The following is a 17,349-nucleotide window of genomic DNA, read 5'->3' on the forward strand; positions in this document are numbered from 1 at the left end:
GGGTGCGGGACACGCCGCGCATTCGAACGTATGTTCGAATACATTTACTGTACCGGCAGCCTCTGACAAGAAACATTCCGCTGGGCCGGACTGTGGAAAAGTCCGGCCCAGCGGGATGCGGCTAGTACTGAGATTTAGGAAATCCCAGCCGACTCTTTCTTGTGCACCAGGTAGATGGCCCCGGTGGTCACGTCTTCTTCCAGTGCCTCCAGGGTGCGTCCGCGGGTTTCGGGAACCTGCGTGTAAATGAAGATGAGGGCCAGGATTCCAACAATCCCAAAGAGGAAGAACGTTCCCGTAATCCCGACGCCCGCCACCAAGGTGGGGAAGAAGAGGCCGAGGAGCGCATTGGCGATCCAGAGGCAGAATACCGACAGGCCTATTGCGAACCCGCGAACATGCAGCGGGAAGATCTCGGACAGCATCACCCACACTGCGATGTTGAGGAATGTCTGCATGGAACCCACAAACGCAACCACCAGGAACAAGATGACGAAGGGGCGTGCGGCATTGCCGACGGGCAGGACGATCGAGGCGATTCCGATGAGGAAGTGACAGGCAGTGGTCAGCGTGAATCCAAGGAGCAGGGTGGTACGTCGATTGATCCGTTGCATGAGCGTCAAGGCAATGACGCCACCCACGACGGCGATGACACCGGGGGCGACGTTGGCTATGAGGGCCCCACTTGAGTCGAAGCCGGCTTCAACCAGCACGGACTGGCCGTAATACATGATCGAGTTGATACCCGTCAGCTGCTGAGCCACGCCCAAGCCGATACCTACCAGCACAATCCGCAAGATCCATTTGTCCTTGAGCGCTCCCCAGGAGGTTGCCTTCGACGCCCGTTCCTCATCAGCCAAGTGCTTCACATCGGCCATTTCAGCTTGGGCGCGCTCCACGGATCGAATGGTCTTGAGCACTTCCAGCGCTTCTTGCGAGCGCCCCTTGGAAATCAGCCAACGCGGCGATTCAGGCATGCGCAGCATACCGAAGAACAGGGCTATGGCGGGCAGGGCTGCAACCGCAAGCATAATGCGCCAGACTCCCCCGAATTCACCCCAGACATTGCCGATGATGGCGTTGACCACGAAAGCCGCGAGCTGCCCAATGACGATCATGAGTTCGTTCCGTCCCGCAAGGGAGCCGCGGATTTCATACGGTGCCAGCTCGGCCAGGAATACAGGGACCACGGTAGAGGCGCCACCGACGGCCAACCCGAGGATGACCCGTCCCAGCACCATGACTTCGAAGCTCGGTGCGAAGACGCACGCAAGCGTCCCGGCAAAGAACAGGACGGCAAGCAGGATGATCGTCTTGCGGCGACCCCAACCATCCGACAGGCGCCCACCACCAACTGCTCCGGCGGCCGCTCCGAACAACAGGGAGCTGGTGACAATCCCTTCCGTCAGTGGCGTCAATGCAAGGTCCAGGGTCATCGGCCTCAGTGCGCCGTTGATGACTCCGGTGTCATAGCCGAAGAGAAGACCACCGAAGGTGGCTACCAAGGCAACGAGGCCCAGGCGCTTTCTGTGCGGACCATTTGTCAGCGGCGGGAGTGAGGTGCCATCGGCGGCACCCCGCTGCAGTTGTGTGGCAGACATCAGGACTCCTTTGTCAGTGTGTTGCGGGTCATATTCACCCGTCCCAGATACAGACTAACGCGCGAAAGGCTTAAATGTAAGGTCAAACTAACAAATTGCTGAATTTACGCCTTTGCGTCATGGGAGGATGAGGACATGGTTATCGACAACCGTCATCGTTCGGCCACCCAAAGCGACGTCGCCAGGGAAGTCGGCGTCTCCCGAACCTTAGTGTCCTTTGCCTTCCGGGGTGCGCCGGGCGTCAGCGAGGAAAGCAAACAGGCAATCTTCAATGCCGCAAAGCGTCTAGGCTACCGGCCAAACGCAGTAGCCGCCGATCTCGCACGAAAGCATCGCTCCGCCGTCGGGCTCCATCTCATGGACATCCGCAACGAGATCTACGCCGACATCCTCAGTGGCGTCCGCATGGCGCTGCCCCAGGACGGCAACAGGCTCATCCTGAGCGTCTCCCGATCCGTTGACGGCGAGGATGAAGGCGCGCTGGAATCACTCATTGAGGCACGAGTGGGCATAATCATCGCCGCCACCCTGCTGGATTCGGACGAACGGGTCCATGAATTGGCCAAGATCGTTCCGCTGGTCAGCGTGACGCGTCCCGTGGATGGCGTGGACAGTGTCTATTCAGACGATGCCGCCGGCGCCCGTGCAGCCACCGAACACCTCATCGGGCTGGGCCACACGAGGATCGCGCACTTGGCAGGTCCCGTGCACGACGGCCATACGGTCCGCAGGCAGAGTTATGCACAAACCATGCGCGACGCCGGGCTGAAGCCGCTCTTGCTGGCGGCCGATGACTTCACGCAGGACGCAGGACGGCGGGCGGCCGCCGAATTGCTCGGCATGACTGACCGACCAACGGCTATCTTCACCCACAATGACCAGCTCGCCCTCGGCGCCCGCGAGGCTGCGTACGCGAAGGGCCTTTCGTTGCCGTCCGAGCTTTCCCTGGTGGGATACGACAACTCGAGGACCTCAGGGCTTCATGGCATCGACCTCACATCCGTTGACCTCCACGCCGTTGAACTCGGGCAGATTGCGGGAACCGTTGCCCTGGAACGCCTCAGCAATCCCGATGGGCCCGCCGCAGACAGGCGCCTCGCACCGCAGCTCGTGGTGCGAAACTCGACAGCCCCGCCGGGTTGAAACAGTCAAATATGATGCAGGCATGTGGTGGCCACACCCCAAATGGTCAGCTCCGACATTGCGGGGACGCGAATGTCCGGGTACTTGGGATTGTCGGCCTGCAGTACTACGCCGGAGGGCGTGACCCGCAGCCTTTTGATGGTCAGCTCGCCATCAAGGACAGCCACGACGACGGACCCATCCTTGGGCTCGAGCGCCCGGTTGACGATCAACTCGTCCCCGTCGCTGATACCGGAGCCCTCCATGGACTCGCCGGTCACCCGCACGACAAAAGTGCTGGTGACATCCTTGATCAGGTGCTCGTTGAGATCGATCCGACCATCAAAATAGTCTTGCGCAGGCGATGGATAGCCCGCCGCCACCGGGATAGGCGCCAGCAGTACTGACATAAGGGAAAAGCCCGCATCTACCACGCGGGGGCCGACTATCACACCCACAACACACCTTTTTTCGAATATATGTTCGATAGTTCAGTGTACAGCGGGTGACAGACATTGAATCCACTCCGCCGCAGGGTGGCGGTGGTTTCACGTGTTCGGCCCGGCCTTACCGAGGACCTCGTTGGACACCTCGACCATCCGCCCGCTTCCACCGCACCCACTCCGAGCTACGCTAATAAGTGCATGAACGCGCACATGTGCACTTATGGGATGAAGGAGTGCTTTATGTTGTCGGTGCTGAAGGACGTCACGTACCGTCGGCTCTTTGCAGCACAGGTCGTGGCACTGATCGGAACCGGCCTCCTGACGGTGGCCTTGGGCCTGATGGCGTTTGATCTAGCCGCAAGCAATGCAGGTGCGGTGATGGCAACTGCCCTAACCATCAAGATGCTGGCGTACGTAGGCTTCGCCCCCGTGATCAACGCCCTCGTAGCCCGGCTTCCTAAAAAGCCAGTGTTGATTGGCGCGGACCTCATCAGGGCCTTGATGGCTTTGTGCCTGCCGTTCATCACTGAAGAGTGGCAAATCTATGCTGTGGTCTTCCTGCTGCAGTCAGCCTCCGCCACCTTTACACCAACATTCCAGTCCCTGATTCCCGAAGTGCTCAAGAAGGACCGGGACTATACCCGGGCATTGTCCCTATCCCGGCTGGCCTACGACATGGAGACCCTCGTCAGCCCCGCCGTCGCAGCGCTGTTGCTCACAGTGGTCAGTTACAGCAACCTCTTCCTGGGTACTGTGTTCGGATTCCTGTTTTCTGCCGGCATGGTGGCTATCACTGCGCTTCCTTCCACTGCGTCAGGATATGGAACGTCCGGAACACTCTGGCACCGGACCACCCTTGGTACACGCATTTTCTGGAGCAACCGCAGGCTACGATCTCTGCTTGCGCTCAACGTGGTGGTAGCCGCTCCTACGGCCTTGGTGTTGGTGAACTCAGTGGTCTACGTTCGCGAAGTCTTGCATCGACCTGAGACCGATTTGGCTCTTGCTTTGGCCAGCTTTGGGATTGGATCGATGATGGTGGCCATCTTGGCGCCACGTGCACTTCAGAGGTTTGGCAACGCAGCCGTCCTGTTCACCGGTGCCGCCGTGATCCCCGTGGCCCTGGTGGTGACCACGGCAGTTACCTCCCTGGCTTCACCGAACAGTGGCTGGTGGTGGTTGATGGGGTTGTGGTTCGTGCTGGGCTCCGGCAATTCCGCGATCCTCACGCCATCTTCCAGACTCCTGCGGGACGCCTCCGCCGTCGTCACCAGGCCCTACGTGTTCACCGCCCAGTTTTCCCTGTCGCATGCCTGCTACATCCTCGCCTACCCGTTGGCCGGCTGGCTTGGTGCCGCCGCTGGTCTGGGCTGGGCTGCGTTGACACTGACAATTCTTGCGATACTAGGCAGTGCGGGAGCTTTCCTGTCCTGGCCCCGGCAATCCGTCACGGGAGCCGAAGAGTCCGTTGCGAGGGAGTACAGCGTTGAGCAGCCAACCAAGCAACCAACCGAATAACCAGTCCCACGACGCTTCTGAACAGCCTTCGCTGTTCCACCTGGTCGTCCCGGGGCCGGAGCACCTTGAGAGTGCCGCGGGCACACTCCGGATGCTGGCCGAACCGACACGCCTGCACTTGCTTTGGCAGCTCGCGCAGGGACCAAAAACTGTCACGGAACTTGTGGGGGAAGCAACGGTCCCGCGCACGGTGGTCAGTCAGCATCTTGCCAAGCTCCGGTTGAGCGGCCTGGTGGACACCCGGAAAGACGGGAGACACGTCATCTATTCGCTCCATGATGGACACCTTCTCCGCCTGATACAGGAAACCATCAACCACGCCGATCATCGGCTCACCGGCGAACCCACTCACGGCTGAGTTTCCCGACTCCGCCAAAGAAGAACGAGACTAACGGATCACCCGATACCGCACATGTGTCACCAGGCCAGTCCCGCGCACCTCTGCCTGTTCAAGCCTCAGGTCCCCCACGCCGTCGAGCAATCGCTCGCCACCACCCAGGACCATGGGTGAAATGTGGAGCCGGAGCTCGTCCATGAGCCCGGCCGAAAGATACTGGCGGGCGGTCTGCGCTCCCCCGGCAATGGCCACATCTTTGTCACCGGCAGCATCCCGGGCCTGCGCCAACGCTGATTCGATGCCGTCGGTGACGAAGTTGAACGTTGTCCCGCCTTCCATCTCCAACGGCTCACGGCGATGGTGGGTGAGGACAAAAACCGGTGCGTGATACGGCGGTTCGTCGCCCCACCAGCCCCGCCATTCCGTGCCCCATGCCTCGGGTCCTGGGCCGGCAAACATGTTGCGTCCCATGATGAACGCACCGGCCGCGAGGATCCCTTCAATCTCGGGCGCATTCGCCTCCGGCTCTTCGAACATCCATCGGTGCAGGAGCTCTCCGCCGTCATCCAACGGCTCCTCCACGCGCTGGTTGGGGCCGGCAACAAATCCATCCAGGGAAACAGTCAGATCGCACGTGACTTGGCTCATTCGCCCATCATGCCACCACGGCGGCCGGGGCAGAACGGTCCGCCCGCGCAATGTGATCCACGTTATTACCGGCCGGTAAACACCACGCTACGGATCGGCCAAAGATGGCAACAGCGGTGAAACACCCGCGAAAAACCGGCCCCCTACGCTGATGATCAACAGCAGGTCACATGAGCGAAAGGGCCAAACATGTCCGCCATCCCGTCCGCATCTTCCCTCCACATCGTCATTGCAGGCGCTGGTCCAGCGGCCCAGGCTCTGGTGCGGCGACTTGCCGGAGGAACCGACTCCCGTCAGCGCGCTTTCCACGGAACCATCACTCTGCTCAGCAACCGCGACGACTACGCGGACGCCCTGTTGGAACTCGCTGAACTTCCCCAGGTTTCGGTCCGCTTCGGGCAGGCGGCGAGCTTCATCGACGCTGACTCACGAATTGTCACCACCGTGGATGGCATGGAATTTTCCTACGACCAGTTGGTCATTGCGACCGGCTCGGCACCGGCCCTCCCACCGGTGGCGGGCGCCGAATCCAGCCTGAGCTACTCCACCATCGACGACGCCGCGAACATCGGCGAAGCGGTCAAGGACGTCACTCGCGTTGTAGGCCGCCGTCCATTGGGAATCCTCGTTGGGAACGGACCGGCAGCGGGCCAGGCCGAGGCTGTGTTGCGTGCCCGCGGGGTCCGCCCCGTCCGCACAACCCTCCGCCCAACCGCCGTCGTGCCTTCCGCCGGCAGCGGCACCGGTGCGCCGGGTTCCATGCTGCCTGCCACGGGCATTCTCTTCGAAGACGGCAGCAGCATGAAAGGCGACCTGGTGGTGCTGGCCGAGGAGCGCACTGCCCGTAACGACCTCGCCGAAAGCGCCGGGCTAACAACCGCTCCCGACGGCGGCATTTCAGTAGGTCGCGACCTCGCCACGTCCGTACCGGGCATCTGGGCGATTGGCGATGCCGCCTCCTGCGACGGACTTCGACTGGGCCTGCTTCTCTCCGCTGAGTCCTCTGCGATGCTGTGCGCCTCAGGCCTGCTCTTGAGTGCGCGCAAAGACGATCAGCCAGCGTTGATCGCAGCCTGACACCCCGCTGACGGTGGCCCGAGGGGCCGTCTGCGCATGTGGCAAGATGGTCCTTTGACGGGCAGTGACAACCCTGCGGCCACCGGGCCGGCCACGCCCTGCACGGAAGGATCCCATGAGCAACGAAGCCGTCGCCCCTGCAAATATCGCCTCCTACATTGACCACACACTGTTGAAGCCGGAGGCCAGCGAGGCTGACGTCCTTAAGGTGTGCGCCGAGGCAGTCGAGTACAAGTTCAAGTCGGTGTGCGTGAATCCGGTTTGGGTCAAGACCGTCACCAAGGCCCTCAAAGGTTCGGGCGTGCTCACGTGCTCGGTGGTCGGCTTCCCCTTGGGCGCCACCCCCAGCGACGTCAAGGCCTTCGAGGCCCGCGGAGCCGTGCTGGACGGTGCGGATGAAATCGACATGGTGATCAACATGGCTTCTGCCCGCGCCAACGACAAGGGTGCGCTGGTGGACGACATAAGGGCCGTGTCCGAGGTAGTCCACGCCGGTGAGGCCATCCTGAAGGTCATCATCGAGACCTCCATGCTGACCGATGCGCAGAAGGTCATAGCCTGCGAAGCGGCCGTGGAAGCCGGGGCGGACTTCGTCAAGACGTCCACCGGATTCAATGGCGGCGGTGCCACCGTTGAAGACGTTGCCTTGATGCGCAAGACCGTGGGACCGGAGCTGGGGGTGAAGGCCTCAGGCGGCGTGCGCTCCCTAGCCGATGCACAGGCTATGATTGCTGCTGGTGCAACACGTATCGGAGCGAGCTCCGGAATTGCCATTGTCAAGGGTGAACAGGGTTCATCCGCCTACTAGGGCTTCCGCTGCCGTCAGAGATTTTTGAGCCCTGCGGGGCGAGGAGGAATGAATGTCCAAGAACGCCACAAGCGCCCCCATTGAAAAAGAGAACAGCCTGGGCAGCAGCATTGTGCTGTTCCTTGTGATGATTGTGCTCTTCCTGGGCGCCATCTACTCGCTTTCCTTCCTCAGCCTGGATAACCCGTGGCCGATGGCCGTCTGCCTCGGCCTGTTCGCCCTCGCTTTCTGGATCCCGCAGACCATTCTTGGCCGCTCCGACTCCGCCGGCGAAAGCTAGAACCCGCACTATGACGTTGAATGGCCCGGGCCCCCGCCTGGGCCATTCCTTTTTGTTGGGCATTTCCCTGCTGACCACGCTGCTTCTCACTGGCTGCGGTTCAGCAAGCGCCCTCAGTCAGCCGGATGCACCGGAACGGGCGGAACCAGCCTCCTGCGATGTGTTGGGAAGCAAAGCCGTCAGCGTCAAAGAATGGGTGGTGGAGGGATATCTCGACCCCGAGGACACGTCCAAATCGCTGCAACAGGCCATAGATTCCGCTTCCAAGAATGGTGGGGCCATCGTGCAGTTGCCCGAGGGTATTTTCCTACTGGAACGTCCCTTGGTTATCAAGAGCAATGTTTTCCTCAGGGGAGCCGGGCCAACCACCGTCCTGAAAGCAGGCCCGGACTTCCTTGAATTCGAGGGGCCCTACGGCGGCCACCCGCTGATCACCACCGACGGCGCACAAAACGTCACCATTTCTCAGCTCACAGCGGACCAAAACGGTGAAGAGTTGGATGGGAATCTTCCAGGACGCCTGAATGAGTACTTAGTGGACGTCCGCCACTCCAGCAACGTCTTGGTGGAGGGTGTCAGCACCCGGAATCCCTACACGTACTCCATCGCCGTGGTTGCCAGCAGCAATTTCTGCGTCCGTGACAACCACACATTGGTGACCAGCAGCGGCCGATACGATCAGTTGGACGGCATCCACATCACTGACTCCCATGGAGGGTTGGTGGAGGGCAACACAGTTGACCAGCGTCAGGGAGATGACGGAGACGACGGCCTCGTGGCCCAAGCCCTCGGCGCGTCCGTTCATGACGTGACCTACAGAAACAATGACGTGCGTGGCGGATCCCACGGTTCGGGATTGCAGCTGGCCGTTGGCGAGCATGAAATCTACAACATCACCGTGGATGACAATCGGTTCTGGGATTCTCCGGATGGCGTCAAAACCGGCTACTACGACGAGGGCACCGCGGCGGTTCACGATGTTGCGGTCACGAACAACAAATTCTTCGACCTTCAAGGCCCGTGGCTCAATTTTCATGGCGACCTGGAAAACATCATTGTGACCGACAACGTCACCTGCCAAGCCGGCACGATCATGATCGAGGATGCTCCAGGAAACTTTGTGGCCAACAACGCGACTAACTGCTGACCAGGCGACTAACTGCTGACCAGGAGTTCCTTAGGGCAGCTGCACTACTCCGCCCAGAGCCGCCAGAACGCCGGGCCAATGCTGTTGCGCCAAAGTCCAGGCGGCGGCACCCATGCCCACCATGGCGTAGCCACTGACCGGGATCAGGACCAGCCATTCGCGTCGGGAACCGGCACGCCCCAGCAACGGAATGGAGAAAGCGCCATTCGGGCGCCAGATTCCCCGGATCATGGACTTCCGCAGGAATTTCGGTGGCTTAATGACAATGGGCCATAAAAGCGGCACCCCGCCCACAGTAATCATGTCCCCCACGATGTGCACCACCACACCTGTAAGCATGGACAGCGGCAGCCAACCCCACTGATCCGGAGCAAACCACGTCACCAGGCCGGCCATCACCAAAGCGAACAGCCAGTTGGTAATCCAGCCCGACTTAGGAAACAGGTTCAACGCTTTGGCCGCCAGATTGATCATGAACATGCACAGCAGCCCGGCTCCTATGGAGAGCTTGCCTACCGGCGTCACCATTTGGAACTGGGCAGCCATGGCTGCGAGCGCCACAAACGCGGAAGCCCCCAACAGCGAGTGTGTTCCCTGGCGGTGCCCTCCGCTGGCTTTTTCGATCCCCACCGCAATCACATTCGACAGGGGCGGCAGCGAATTCGCGATAGTGCTGTGACGATGGTCCCAGTCGACCACCAAAGCAGTTCCCGCCGTCGCCATGGCGCCGATCAGGATTCCGGTGGAATCCAAAGGGTACCAACCCAAGGCGTACGGGCCGGTCGAGGCAATGGCAATCCACGCCGCGGCTCCCGACGCGGCGTGATGTCCTCCCATCATGCAGTTAGCCAGCCTTTACAGGTACTTCAGCAAAAATCGCTTCAATGACGTTGTTGGCCCACTGCAGGATCTCAGCGTCCTGCAGATCGCGTCCGCCGATCCTGGCCGTCTTGGGCTTGGGAATCAGCACCGCGTCCAAGGCAGGCTTGACCTGCGAACCCGGATACATGCGGTTCAGGCGCATTGTTTTGGACTCCGGCAGTTGCGCCGGCGAGAAGCGGATGAAGTTGCCTTGGAGTGCGACGTCGGACAGGCCGGCTTCGCGGGCGCCCACCCGGAAGCGGGCCACGGCAATAAGGTTTTGTGCAGGCAGCGGCGGCTCGCCGTAACGGTCCACTAGTTCGGCCAGGACTTCATCGATGGCCTCGTACGTGATGGCGGAAGCCAGTTTCCGGTACGCTTCCAGGCGCAACCGTTCGCCGGGCACGTAGTCGTGGGGAAGGTGGGCGTTGACCGGCAGCTCGATCTTCATCTCGGCTGCCTTCTCCTCTGCCTCGCCACGGTATTCGGCAACAGCCTCGCCCACCAGCCGGATGTAGAGGTCGAAGCCGACGCCTTGGATATGGCCGGATTGCTCGCCGCCCAGCAGGTTACCGGCACCACGGATTTCCAGGTCCTTCATGGCCAGCTGCATGCCCGCGCCCAGCTCGTTGTGCGCTGCCACAGCCTTAAGCCGTTCCAATGCCACCTCGCCCAGGGGTTTCTCGGAAGGGTAAAGGAAGTAGGCGTAGGCACGCTCCCGGCCACGGCCAACACGGCCGCGGAGCTGGTGGAGCTGCGAAAGGCCATATTTGTCGGCCCCGTCCACGATTAAGGTGTTGGCATTGGAGATGTCCAGACCGGTCTCGATGATGGTGGTGCAGACAAGGACGTCGAAACGCTTCTCCCAGAAGTCCACAATGATCTTCTCGAGGCGGCTTTCGGACATTTGCCCGTGAGCTACTTCAACCCGGGCTTCGGGAACCAGCTCCCGGATCTGCGCGGCGATTCGTTCGATGGACGAAACGCGGTTGTGGACAAAGAACACCTGTCCCTCGCGCATGAGTTCGCGTCGGATCGCAGCGGACGTTTGCTTGTTCGTGTAAGGGCCCACGTATGTCAGCACAGGGTGGCGTTCCTCAGGGGGTGTCGCCAAAGTGGACGTTTCCCGGATGCCCGTCAGCGACATTTCCAGGGTTCGAGGAATCGGCGTGGCACTCATGGCCAGCACATCCACGTTGGTGCGCATCTTCTTGAGCGCTTCCTTGTGCTCCACACCAAAGCGCTGCTCCTCGTCAACCACCACCAAGCCAAGGTCTTTGAACTCGAAGTCCTTGGACAAAAGCCGGTGCGTACCGATCACCACGTCCACGGCCCCGCTCTTGACGCCTTCAGCCGTTTCCTTGGCTTCCTTGCTGCTTTGGAACCGGGACAGCGGCTTCACGCGCAGGGGAAAGCCGGAGAAGCGCTCCGTGAACGTTTCGTAGTGCTGTTGGGCAAGCAGCGTGGTGGGAACCAGGACCGCCACCTGCTTGCCGTCCTGGACGGCTTTGAAGGCAGCGCGAACGGCGATTTCCGTCTTGCCGTAACCCACGTCACCGGAGACTAACCGGTCCATGGGGATCTCCCGCTCCATGTCCGCTTTGACCTCGTTGATGGTGGTCAACTGGTCCGGCGTCTCCACATAGGGGAACGCTTCCTCAAGCTCACGCTGCCACGGGGTGTCGGGCGCGAAAGCGTGGCCCCGGGAAGCCATGCGGGCGGAATACAACCGGATCAACTCACCCGCGATTTCCTTGACGGCCTTGCGTGCCTTGGACTTGGTGCTGGCCCAGTCCGCGCCGCCCATCTTGCTCAGCGCCGGCGCATCTCCGCCCACGTAGCGGGTCACCTGGTCCAGTTGGTCGGTTGGTACGAAGAGCCGGTCCCCCGGCGCGCCACGCTTGGACGGCGCGTACTCCAGCACCAAATACTCCCGCAGCCCGGCATCGGACGACGACGTTCCGGTTACCTTGCGCTGGATCAGCTCCACGAACCGGCCGATACCGTGCTGTTCGTGCACCACGAAGTCGCCGGCATGCAGTTGCAACGGGTCAACGGCGTTGCGGCGCTTGGACGGCATGCGCCGCATGTCCTTGGTGGAGCTCGCCGTGGCACGGCCCAGCAAATCGGCTTCAGTCAGCAAGCCAAGTTTGAGGCCGTCCAGGACAAAACCGCGTCCGACGGCGGCGGTGGTCACCTCGATGATGCCCCGCTGGGGCTCCTCATCCAGGGACTCCACGCGGGAACAAGGAATGTCAGCGTCATGGAACAGTTCGGCCAGGCGCTGGGCGGGTCCGGGACCGTCTGTCACCACCACCACACGCCACTGCTCGCGGACACGGGAGCCGATGAATTCCAGCATTTCCGCCACGTCACCCTGGTAGCCTCGAGGTTCGCGGGCGCGCATGTTGAGGACATCGATGTCCAGCACCAGGTCTTCATCCGAGGCAAGTGAGGTGATGGACCACCAGGACACGCCATGTTCCAGGGCGGCTGAGCGGGTGTCGGTGAGCGAACGGAAACTGGCCGCATGCAGGTCCGTGGATGCCTGGGACGAAAGATCAAGGGGCGCCGCACCGCCGTCGGACGCCGTTGACCAAGCAGCTTCCAGGAACTCCTCGTTGGTCGCTGCGAGGTCGTGGGCGCGGGTGCGTACCTTCTCGGGTTCGATGACCACCGAAAGCGAACCGGCCGGGAGCTGATCCACGAACGGGACCATGGCATCCACCAGCACGGGGGCCAGTGATTCCATGCCTTCAACAGCGATGCCGCCCGCGATCTTCTCCAGCATGTCGGCCGCGGCAGGCATGTCGGCCTTGAGCTTGGCCGCACGGGACATCACGGAAGCTGTGATCAGAATTTCCCGGCAGGGCGGGGCGTGCAGCTCAGTGGGGTGGTGGATTCCGGGTGCGGACAGCGAGCGCTGGTCCGCCACGGCAAACCAGCGCATCTGGTCCACTTCGTCGCCGAAGAATTCCACGCGGATGGGATGGTCCTCGGTGGGTGGGAAGACGTCAAGGATACCGCCGCGGACCGCGAACTCGCCACGGTGGGTCACCATGTCCACGCGGGCATACGCGGCGTCGGACAGCGCCCTGACAACGTCCGAGAAGGAACGCTCCTGCCCTACCTGTAGCGTCACCGGAACCAGGTCGCCCAAGCCGGCCACAATCGGCTGGACCACGGCGCGAACCGGAGCCACCACCACGCGCAACGGGGCCGCCGTCGAGCTTTCAGGGTGTGTCAGACGGCGCAGCACGGAGAGTCGGCGGCCCACAGTGTCAGAGCGGGGCGAAAGCCGCTCATGCGGAAGGGTCTCCCAGCTGGGGAAAGTGGCCACGGACTCCGCGGGGAGGTAGGAAGCGAGCGCAGCGGTGAGGTCCTCCGCTTCGCGGCCGGTAGCGGTCACGGCGAGGACCACGGGAGCGCCCGGGCCATCGGCCGCAGCGTCAGCCAGCGCATCGGCCATTTCGGCGAGCAACACGGCACGCATGCCAGTGGGAGCGCTGATCTGGTAGTCGGCGTTCCGGTCGTTGAAGGACCGTTGTGCCTCCGTACGAACGCGCGCAAAAGTCTTGTCCTCCGCCAGTGCGCGGCGCAGACCGTTGAGGCTCATGGCAGAAACTCCTAGGGTGGGTCCAAGGGCAGGCAACACAAATGCCCGGAAATTCAGACGAATGCCGGGTCATTCCAGCCTACCTCTACCCCCAGCCACAGGAGTTCCTTTGCAGCATTCGGAAGCTACGCATTCCAATACCCCGCAGGACACCAAGACGGTGCTGGTCACCGGCGCAACGGGCTACATCGGCGGGAGATTGGTTCCCCGGCTCCTCGAAGCCGGTCACAGGGTCAAGGTCCTGGTCCGCACACCGCAGAAGATCGCCGATGTTCCCTGGCACGATCAGGTTGAGATCATCCAGGACAGTCTCTCTGATGCCCAAAGCCTGTCGAACGCACTGACCGGCGTGGATGTCCTCTACTACTTGGTCCACTCGATGGCTTCCGGCAGCGGATTTGAAGCCAAAGAAGAGGCGATGGCCAGGCTCGTGGCGCGTGCAGCCACGGATGCGGGGGTGGACAGGATCGTTTACCTTGGCGGCCTGCACCCGGAAAACGCGGAGCTTTCCATCCATATGCGGTCCCGGGAGACCGTGGGCCGCGTTTTCCTGGAGTCTGCGGTTGACGCCATCGTGTTCCAGGCCGGTGTGGTGATCGGTTCGGGTTCGGCGTCTTTCGAGATGATCCGGCATCTCGCAGAGACCCTGCCGGTCATGCCCGCGCCCAGCTGGGTCAATAACCGCGTGGAAGCCATCGCCGTTCGTGACGTCCTCCACTACCTTGTGGCCGCCGCCGCACTCCCGGAGAAGCTGAACCGTTCCTTCGATGTCGGTTCCAGGGATGTCCTGAAGTACAAGGACATGATGAACGAGTACGCCGTGGAGCGAGGGCTCCCCCGGCGGCTGGTGGTCGCGCTTCCGGTGCCTGCTCCCAAGCTCGCGGGTTTGTGGGTAGCCCTGGTGACTCCCATTCCGTTGTCCATGTCCCTCCCCTTGGTGCAGTCGCTGCAACACGACGCAGTGTCGCGGGAGCACGACGTCGATGATTACATTCCGCAGCCCGACGGCGGCCTGACTCCCTACCGGCGCGCCGTCGCCTTGGCGTTGGGCAAGGAACGGGACGGGCAGGTAGAGACAACGTGGGCGAACGCGGGCATTGACGCCGATCCCCTGCCGAGCGATCCCGACTGGGCCGGTTACAAGGTTTTCCTTGACGAACGGACCTTCCACAGCGAGGCCAAGCCGGAGCACGTCTGGACCATCATTGAAGGCATCGGCGGCAAGAACGGCTGGTACTCCCTTCCCTTGGCCTGGCGGGTACGGGGTTGGCTGGACAAGTTGCAGGGTGGCGCAGGGCTCTTGAGGGGTCGCCGGCACCCCAAGACCCTGAACACAGGTGAAGTGGTGGATTGGTGGCGGGTGGAGACCATAGACCGCGGACATCTGCTGCGGTTGCGCGCCGAAATGCGTGCCCCCGGCGGTGCTTGGCTTGAGTTGGCAGTGGAGCCCGATGGTGACGGCACCCTTTATAAGCAACGCGCAATCTTCTTCCCCCGCGGCTTGGCGGGCAGGCTTTACTGGCTTGGCGTGTACCCCTTCCACGGATTCATTTTTCCTTCAATGGCCCGCAACATTTCGGCCGCAGCCACTACCCTCCAGGAGGCTGGTTCAAGCGTGTCTACCCAGACCCCGTAGGATGTTGGGAGCTAAAAAGCTTCACCACAACCATCCACGGAGGACCCATGGCCCTGAGTGCATCCACCACCCTGCCCCACAGCGTTGACCGCGTAGCTGCCGTCTTCGTCAACGAAGATTTCCTGCGTCACACCAGCGAATACGTGGGCGGCTCCTTGGAATCGTTCACCGTTGACGGCGACACTGCCGGCGCTTTCACCACCACCACGGTTCGCACGCTGCCTACCACGCGCCTGCCGGAGATCGCCCGCAAGTTCGTTGGCGAAACGCTGAAGGTGACCCAGACCGAGAAGTGGGAAGCCCCGGCTGCCGACGGTTCACGGTCCAGCACGATTGCCCTGAAGATCTCGGGCGCTCCGCTTGATGTCACAGCGGTCCAGCGTCTGGTCGCCGAGGGCGGCAGCACGAAGATCGAACTCGAAGGCAACGTGACCTCCTCGGTTCCGTTCCTCGGTGGCAAGATCGCTGATGCTGCCGAGCCCATGGTGGGCAAGGCTTTGGGCATTCAGTCGCAGCAGGCGCAGGCCTGGCTCGAAAGCCACTAGCGTGGAGCTCCCCGCAATCCTGGCGGTTGTCCTGATCGTTGCCGGTGTCTGGTCCCTGGTGGTGTGGCCGCAGTTCCTCAAGCGCGTCATGAAGGACCCGCGCGCCCGCGATGCTGCCGGGAAGGCCACCAAGTTCCTCACGGTGCACGTTGTGCTGGTCACCATCTCCATGGTGCTCGGACTCGCGACGGCGGTTATCGGGATCGCGGGCTTGGTCGTCTAAGCTTCACCCAACTGAGTCGCAGATCAGGTCGTTTGGAGCGTTCCAAGCGACCTGATCTGCGACTTACTTGGGTAGTATGGACGTTGGTGTGCCGGGAAGTCTGGTCGGCGGAGTCATTGTGCTCCCCTTGGACCGACTCATTTTCCTGATGTTAAGGAGCCCTCGTGCCCCAGAAGACCCCTGCAGCCCTTATGCAGCGCGGCAAAGTTTTCTCACGCTCCAGCTACCCCGAGTACCGCAGGATCCTTTCGATCCTCCGCACGGAAACAGTGGGCGGCGGCCTCCTCCTGGCAGCCACCGTGGTGGCGCTCATCTGGGCGAACTCCCCGGCAGCAGACAGCTATTTCGCCCTCCGCGACCTCAAGATCGGCTACGAACCCTGGCATCTTGAACTGAGCCTGGGCCATTGGGCTTCTGATGGCTTGCTGGCGGTATTCTTCTTCCTCGCGGGATTAGAGCTCAAGCGTGAATTCGTAGCTGGCGAACTCCGCAAACCTGCCCGGGCAGTTGTCCCGGTGGCCGCTGCAATCGGCGGAGTGGTGCTTCCGGCCCTTGTCTACGTTCTCTTCAACCTCGGATCGGGCGGAGAAACACTCAATGGCTGGGCCATTCCCACAGCCACGGACATCGCCTTCGCCCTTGCAGTGCTGGCCGTCATCAACACGCATCTGCCCGCGGCGCTCCGGACATTCCTGCTGACGCTCGCAGTGGTGGACGACCTCATCGCCATCGGCATCATCGCCTTCTTCTACTCCACCGGGCTCCAGCCCCTCATGCTTGTGGCTGCCTTGATCCCGCTGGCCCTCTTCACGTTCCTTGTCCAGAAGCGGATCCGCAGCTGGTATCTCCTGCTGCCGCTCGCCTTGGCCACGTGGGGCTTTGTCCATGCCTCCGGCATTCACGCCACCGTGGCAGGAGTGCTGTTGGGCTTCGCGGTTCCGGTCCTGGCCAGCGGCAAAAAGGGAGAACCGGCCGAGGGCCTGGCCGAGCACCTCGAACACAAACTACGCCCGTTCTCGGCAGGCTTTGCCGTGCCTGTCTTTGCGTTCTTCTCGGCTGGCGTGGCGTTGGGCGGATTGGACGGCATGGGAGCCGCCCTCAGTGACCCGGTGGCCTTGGGCATTGTTGCAGCGCTTGTAGTAGGCAAGGCCGTGGGTGTCTTCGGCACCACGTTCCTGGTCACCAAAACCACCCGCGCAAGCTTGGACTCCAGCATCGCTTGGATCGACCTCTTCGGGTTGGCTCTGCTGGCCGGCATCGGATTCACAGTCTCGTTGCTGATCGGCGAGTTGAGCTTTGGAGCGGGCTCGGCCCACAACGACCACGCCAAGGTGGCCATCCTGGCAGGTTCCCTGATCTCGGCGCTGCTGGCCGCCGTCGTGCTCAAGGCCCGCAACCGGCGCTACCGCCAGGTGCAGGCAGATGAAGAACGGGACGACGACGGCGACGGCGTCCCTGACGTCTTTGCGCGCGCCTAACGCGGA

At 62.1% G+C, this 17,349-nt stretch carries 16 protein-coding genes; 11 read left to right on the forward strand and 5 right to left on the reverse strand.

Translation table 11 applies throughout. From position 1 onward, the window contains the following. Positions 1-134: 134 nt before the first annotated feature. On the reverse strand, positions 135-1,601 hold the full coding sequence (locus RIF72_RS13305; protein ID WP_309075352.1) for a sugar porter family MFS transporter: 1,467 nt from the start codon (positions 1,599-1,601) through the stop codon (positions 135-137). Positions 1,602-1,736: 135 nt separating this feature from the next. On the opposite strand from RIF72_RS13305, the gene RIF72_RS13310 reads away from it, so the two are divergent. Then, the gene (locus RIF72_RS13310) at positions 1,737-2,744 is read left to right on the forward strand and encodes a LacI family DNA-binding transcriptional regulator (RefSeq protein WP_309075353.1); all 1,008 of its coding nucleotides are present in this window, start codon (positions 1,737-1,739) and stop codon (positions 2,742-2,744) included. Positions 2,745-2,749: 5 nt separating this feature from the next. Here RIF72_RS13310 and RIF72_RS13315 read toward each other — a convergent pair whose 3' ends face one another. After that, positions 2,750-3,181, reverse strand: coding sequence for a translesion error-prone DNA polymerase V autoproteolytic subunit (locus tag RIF72_RS13315; protein WP_309075354.1), 432 nt, complete (start codon positions 3,179-3,181; stop codon positions 2,750-2,752). 228 nt (positions 3,182-3,409) lie between these two features. On the opposite strand from RIF72_RS13315, the gene RIF72_RS13320 reads away from it, so the two are divergent. Together RIF72_RS13320 and RIF72_RS13325 are read left to right on the forward strand one after the other, a co-directional pair. Beyond that, positions 3,410-4,687, forward strand: coding sequence for an MFS transporter (locus RIF72_RS13320; protein ID WP_309075355.1), 1,278 nt, complete (start codon positions 3,410-3,412; stop codon positions 4,685-4,687). Next, positions 4,656-5,045, forward strand: coding sequence for a metalloregulator ArsR/SmtB family transcription factor (locus tag RIF72_RS13325; RefSeq protein ID WP_309075356.1), 390 nt, complete (start codon positions 4,656-4,658; stop codon positions 5,043-5,045). The genes RIF72_RS13320 and RIF72_RS13325 overlap by 32 nt, the downstream gene beginning before the upstream one ends. A gap of 30 nt (positions 5,046-5,075) precedes the next feature. On the opposite strand, the gene RIF72_RS13330 is transcribed toward RIF72_RS13325, so the two are convergent. Then, the gene (locus RIF72_RS13330) at positions 5,076-5,672 is read right to left on the reverse strand and encodes a dihydrofolate reductase family protein (protein ID WP_309075357.1); all 597 of its coding nucleotides are present in this window, start codon (positions 5,670-5,672) and stop codon (positions 5,076-5,078) included. Positions 5,673-5,861: 189 nt separating this feature from the next. On the opposite strand from RIF72_RS13330, the gene RIF72_RS13335 reads away from it, so the two are divergent. From RIF72_RS13335 to RIF72_RS13350, 4 genes are all read left to right on the forward strand, one after another. Then, positions 5,862-6,749 (forward strand): FAD-dependent oxidoreductase, encoded by an 888-nt coding sequence (locus tag RIF72_RS13335; protein ID WP_309075358.1) that lies wholly within the window; start codon positions 5,862-5,864, stop codon positions 6,747-6,749. A 115-nt stretch (positions 6,750-6,864) separates the two neighbouring features. Beyond that, positions 6,865-7,557 carry a deoxyribose-phosphate aldolase gene (gene deoC, locus RIF72_RS13340; protein ID WP_309075359.1) on the forward strand — a complete coding sequence of 231 codons (693 nt, stop codon included), beginning with the start codon at positions 6,865-6,867 and terminating at the stop codon, positions 7,555-7,557. A gap of 52 nt (positions 7,558-7,609) precedes the next feature. Further along, positions 7,610-7,837 (forward strand): hypothetical protein, encoded by a 228-nt coding sequence (locus RIF72_RS13345; protein ID WP_309075360.1) that lies wholly within the window; start codon positions 7,610-7,612, stop codon positions 7,835-7,837. Between the two features lie 10 nt (positions 7,838-7,847). After that, complete coding sequence (locus RIF72_RS13350) at positions 7,848-8,984, forward strand: right-handed parallel beta-helix repeat-containing protein (protein ID WP_309075361.1); 1,137 nt, start codon at positions 7,848-7,850, stop codon at positions 8,982-8,984. 30 nt (positions 8,985-9,014) lie between these two features. Here the strand turns inward: RIF72_RS13350 and RIF72_RS13355 are convergent, their stop codons facing one another. Together RIF72_RS13355 and mfd are read right to left on the reverse strand one after the other, a co-directional pair. Further along, the gene (locus RIF72_RS13355) at positions 9,015-9,824 is read right to left on the reverse strand and encodes a metal-dependent hydrolase (protein ID WP_309075362.1); all 810 of its coding nucleotides are present in this window, start codon (positions 9,822-9,824) and stop codon (positions 9,015-9,017) included. Positions 9,825-9,828: 4 nt separating this feature from the next. Continuing rightward, on the reverse strand, positions 9,829-13,461 hold the full coding sequence (gene mfd / locus RIF72_RS13360; protein ID WP_309075363.1) for a transcription-repair coupling factor: 3,633 nt from the start codon (positions 13,459-13,461) through the stop codon (positions 9,829-9,831). Positions 13,462-13,570: 109 nt separating this feature from the next. Between mfd and RIF72_RS13365 the strand changes: the two genes are divergently transcribed. From RIF72_RS13365 to nhaA, 4 genes are all read left to right on the forward strand, one after another. Continuing rightward, positions 13,571-15,097, forward strand: coding sequence for an SDR family oxidoreductase (locus tag RIF72_RS13365; RefSeq protein WP_309075364.1), 1,527 nt, complete (start codon positions 13,571-13,573; stop codon positions 15,095-15,097). A gap of 47 nt (positions 15,098-15,144) precedes the next feature. Continuing rightward, complete coding sequence (locus RIF72_RS13370; RefSeq protein ID WP_309075365.1) at positions 15,145-15,642, forward strand: DUF2505 domain-containing protein; 498 nt, start codon at positions 15,145-15,147, stop codon at positions 15,640-15,642. A gap of 1 nt (position 15,643) precedes the next feature. After that, positions 15,644-15,865, forward strand: coding sequence for an SCO4848 family membrane protein (locus tag RIF72_RS13375; protein WP_309075366.1), 222 nt, complete (start codon positions 15,644-15,646; stop codon positions 15,863-15,865). 191 nt (positions 15,866-16,056) lie between these two features. Continuing rightward, positions 16,057-17,343, forward strand: coding sequence for a Na+/H+ antiporter NhaA (gene nhaA, locus RIF72_RS13380; RefSeq protein WP_309075404.1), 1,287 nt, complete (start codon positions 16,057-16,059; stop codon positions 17,341-17,343). Positions 17,344-17,349: the final 6 nt, after the last annotated feature.

Source organism: Paenarthrobacter sp. (assembly GCF_031180005.1).
GTDB lineage: Bacteria > Actinomycetota > Actinomycetes > Actinomycetales > Micrococcaceae > Arthrobacter.

Bases quoted from the DNA above. Each gene is read 5' to 3' on its own strand.
- RIF72_RS13305 (WP_309075352.1), bottom strand. From the start codon at position 1,601: ATGTCTGCCACACAACTGCAGCGGGGTGCCGCCGATGGCACCTCACTC.
- nhaA (WP_309075404.1), top strand. From the start codon at position 16,057: ATGCAGCGCGGCAAAGTTTTCTCACGCTCCAGCTACCCCGAGTACCGC.
- RIF72_RS13350 (WP_309075361.1), top strand. From the start codon at position 7,848: ATGACGTTGAATGGCCCGGGCCCCCGCCTGGGCCATTCCTTTTTGTTG.
- RIF72_RS13370 (WP_309075365.1), top strand. From the start codon at position 15,145: ATGGCCCTGAGTGCATCCACCACCCTGCCCCACAGCGTTGACCGCGTA.
- RIF72_RS13330 (WP_309075357.1), bottom strand. From the start codon at position 5,672: ATGAGCCAAGTCACGTGCGATCTGACTGTTTCCCTGGATGGATTTGTT.
- deoC (WP_309075359.1), top strand. From the start codon at position 6,865: ATGAGCAACGAAGCCGTCGCCCCTGCAAATATCGCCTCCTACATTGAC.
- RIF72_RS13320 (WP_309075355.1), top strand. From the start codon at position 3,410: ATGTTGTCGGTGCTGAAGGACGTCACGTACCGTCGGCTCTTTGCAGCA.
- RIF72_RS13335 (WP_309075358.1), top strand. From the start codon at position 5,862: ATGTCCGCCATCCCGTCCGCATCTTCCCTCCACATCGTCATTGCAGGC.
- RIF72_RS13345 (WP_309075360.1), top strand. From the start codon at position 7,610: ATGTCCAAGAACGCCACAAGCGCCCCCATTGAAAAAGAGAACAGCCTG.
- RIF72_RS13355 (WP_309075362.1), bottom strand. From the start codon at position 9,824: ATGATGGGAGGACATCACGCCGCGTCGGGAGCCGCGGCGTGGATTGCC.
- mfd (WP_309075363.1), bottom strand. From the start codon at position 13,461: ATGAGCCTCAACGGTCTGCGCCGCGCACTGGCGGAGGACAAGACTTTT.
- RIF72_RS13310 (WP_309075353.1), top strand. From the start codon at position 1,737: ATGGTTATCGACAACCGTCATCGTTCGGCCACCCAAAGCGACGTCGCC.